The organism is Bradyrhizobium sp. Mp27 (assembly GCF_029953005.1).
In the GTDB taxonomy this organism is placed as follows: Bacteria; Pseudomonadota; Alphaproteobacteria; order Rhizobiales; family Xanthobacteraceae; genus Bradyrhizobium; species Bradyrhizobium barranii.
In genome coordinates, this window is the sequence record NZ_JASAUS010000374.1 from 1 (window position 1) to 2,783 (window position 2,783).

4 protein-coding genes and 1 pseudogene are annotated in these 2,783 nt (G+C 55.9%); 3 read left to right on the top strand and 2 right to left on the bottom strand.

Annotated features, from left to right (window positions below; all coding sequences use genetic code 11):
- From QJT78_RS49900 to QJT78_RS49910, 3 genes and pseudogenes are all read left to right on the top strand, one after another.
- A pseudogene (locus QJT78_RS49900) lies at positions 1-551 on the top strand (neuromedin U); the annotation flags it as partial.
- Between the two features lie 455 nt (positions 552-1,006).
- Positions 1,007-1,441, top strand: coding sequence for a tyrosine-type recombinase/integrase (locus QJT78_RS49905; protein WP_157791304.1), 435 nt, complete (start codon positions 1,007-1,009; stop codon positions 1,439-1,441).
- A gap of 22 nt (positions 1,442-1,463) precedes the next feature.
- Positions 1,464-2,075 carry an SLATT domain-containing protein gene (locus tag QJT78_RS49910; RefSeq protein ID WP_157791305.1) on the top strand — a complete coding sequence of 204 codons (612 nt, stop codon included), beginning with the start codon at positions 1,464-1,466 and terminating at the stop codon, positions 2,073-2,075.
- 58 nt (positions 2,076-2,133) lie between these two features.
- On the opposite strand, the gene QJT78_RS49915 is transcribed toward QJT78_RS49910, so the two are convergent.
- Complete coding sequence (locus QJT78_RS49915) at positions 2,134-2,490, bottom strand: hypothetical protein (RefSeq protein ID WP_157791306.1); 357 nt, start codon at positions 2,488-2,490, stop codon at positions 2,134-2,136.
- A 72-nt stretch (positions 2,491-2,562) separates the two neighbouring features.
- On the bottom strand, positions 2,563-2,783 hold a 221-nt coding region (locus QJT78_RS49920; RefSeq protein WP_281460817.1), incomplete at its 5' end, for a hypothetical protein.

Below are 2,783 nucleotides of genomic sequence, written 5' to 3' on the forward strand. Positions count from 1 at the left end.
GTCTCGGTCATGGCGTATCGCTCTCCTCGAGAGGTTCTGGCAGGCTCGTCACCCGCCTCGATACGCCGCCTTCCTCACACCGTCATCACCCAGATTCCGCCATAGCTCTTTGGGGCCTCGGTCCGGTCTTTACGGTTCCGTCCGCGACCGATCCTATTCTTGGACAGGGAAAAGTGCTGCTCGGTCCCACGGCAGTCTTCCTCACAACGCCGGGGCACTGGGTGATCGGCGTACTGATGAACAATCAGTGGTCAGTTGGTGGAGACCCGTTGCGACAGAGCGTCAACCAGTTTCTCGCGCAGCCATTTGTCAACTACAACATGGCGCACGGATGGTTCCTGACAAGTTCACCAGTCATCACATCAAACTGGCTGGCAGCACCGGGACAGCAATGGATCGTCCCGGTTGGGGGCGGCATTGGTCGGATTTTCAAGCTCGGCGACCAGCCTGTGAGTGCATACATATCCGGTTACTACAACGCTGTTCGACCAACCGGCACGCCTAGTTGGCAATTGCGGGCTGAATTGTCGTTGCTCTTTCCAGAGAGGTAAGAATTTGCGAGCGCGGGGCGCTCCGGATGTAACAGAAAGTCCTTCTAGCCGATGGGATTTCTTAGAACGCCATTTTACGAAAAACCCGCTTCAACCGAGGGCAATCGGCGGAGCAGGCTAGTTGACGACGCGAGGCTCGGACAAAATGCGACAAGGAAATGGCCAGGACGAGCCGGCCAGAATTCGGGAACCGTATGATTTGTAATGGTTTTTAGTGGCGCGCTCGGAAGGATTCGAACCTCCGACCCTCGGAATCGAAATCCGCCGGATCTTTCAATAAAATCAACAGCCGGTCCGCACTTTCTGGGTCCGTTCGCCCATTGACGACGCTGGGGAATTTCCTGCGTTCGGAATGCGGGGTGGCCCGGTGAACGTCCGGATCACCCAGATTGACGGCCCCCTACCCAACCTGGCGCTGATGCGGCTGAGTGCCATGGACTTGCCATGGCGTGTGGGTGCTACACGTCACGCGCGAGGGATCGCGGCTCAAGAGCACAAAGACCGGCGGTTCAGAACGCGTCGTTCCAATACACAGTGAGCTGATCAAGCTGGGGCTGCTCGACTACCACGCCAAGATGGTCGCGCGTGGCGAGCAACAGCTGTTCCCGCAGTTGAAGCCGGACACGCGAGGCTTTTTCTCGCGGACACCCTCGCGGTTCTTCGCCGGCTACTTCAAGAGGATCGGCGCCAAGAGCGACAAGAGGCACAACTTCCATTCATTCCGACACGGCGCTGCCGATGCATTCCGGCGCGCGGGGTATCTTGACGAACAGTTTGGGCCGCTCCTGGGTCACACCAAATCGACGACGACCGGCAGATACGGCATCATGCCAGAAGGCCCGCTGCGGGATCGTGTGGCGATGATCGAGGCGATCGGATATAGCCTTTGATCGAAAAACGAGATGGTGTTCAATGACCGAATACTCTGCCAAATTTTTGGGGTCGCTAAAATCAACTTCTGCGGCGCGGTTTCACGCGTCGCAGCGCCTTGCCGCACGGGATCGAAAATTAACGCGGTTGACGGCATTCACTTCTGCATACGTCATCGCGCTCACAATCCTACCTTACTTCATGAAGCTCCCTCAGGAAGTGACGGACAATCTAAATCTGATCACGGTCGCATTCTCGATCATCATCTTGGTATCGTCCTTACTCCAATATTCGAGCGGCGACGTTGTGAACGCGGAGCAGCATCAGCGCTGCGCTCTTGAGATCGATGAAATTCAACGCGACATAAGAATAAAAATGCCCAATGTGACTGAGGCCGAACTTCGAGAGTTCTGCGAGCGATACAACCAGGCGCTTCAGAAATACAGCATCAACCATGATGAGGTTGACTTTATGAAGTATCAACTCGACCGGCCGCACGAATACCCATGGCTGGGATTCTTTGAGCAAATAAGGTTTCGCCTGAAAATCGCGTATTCCTACCACGTTCACACCGCGCTCCTAATAGCGGTCACTGCATTTCTGGCGTGGCTGATTTTCTTCTACGCCTATCCCGCGCGGTTGGTTGCGCACTGAGGGTCACTAACGAACGGGGCGCGGTGTGATCCGCGCCGCTCCTTTCGATGACCGCCGATTAACTGGCGATTGTTTGAGCTAGCGGAGAAATCAGGTCCTTCGCAAGGCATTGGGCCTCGTCGTCGCTAAGACTTCTAATAACCCCGGATGGTGTTTTCACTGCAACGTCGCCTGACGACGACGGACTGACCTGAATGCTCAGATCTGCCGCCAGTTCAATCGGGGCGGACGGGTTGCCCGTCGCGGCCGATTTCAATGCTTCGGCGAAATCTCGCGATTTCGGATATTTGAAATAGGGAAAGTGTTCGTCGTCCAAAACAAAGGCAAATCCGCCCTGCCCAGGTCGATCGCCTTCGTCCATTATAATTTCCTTCAGCGACCACCTGTCGCGAGAGATGTTGAACGCCATCACCACGATCGACTCCTTTGGATTTGCGCCCTACGCGCAGAAAAGCGGGAGGCCAGCAAGCCAGCCCCCCGCCCTATCTCACGACAAAAGCGAGATGATGAGAGCCACCCTAAAAAGGATGGCCGCAACATCTACCTTCACCGCGATTGTGATTCGAGGTTTCATTGCTGATGCCCTCGGATCACGCCGGAGAGCTGGCCCCGCAAATTCGGACAGTAGCTTGAGTGGATTTTCTGCCTGACAGCGGCGAGGATTCTTGCTGCGAATCAGGAGCGAAGATGACGAAGAAGAGCCGCCGG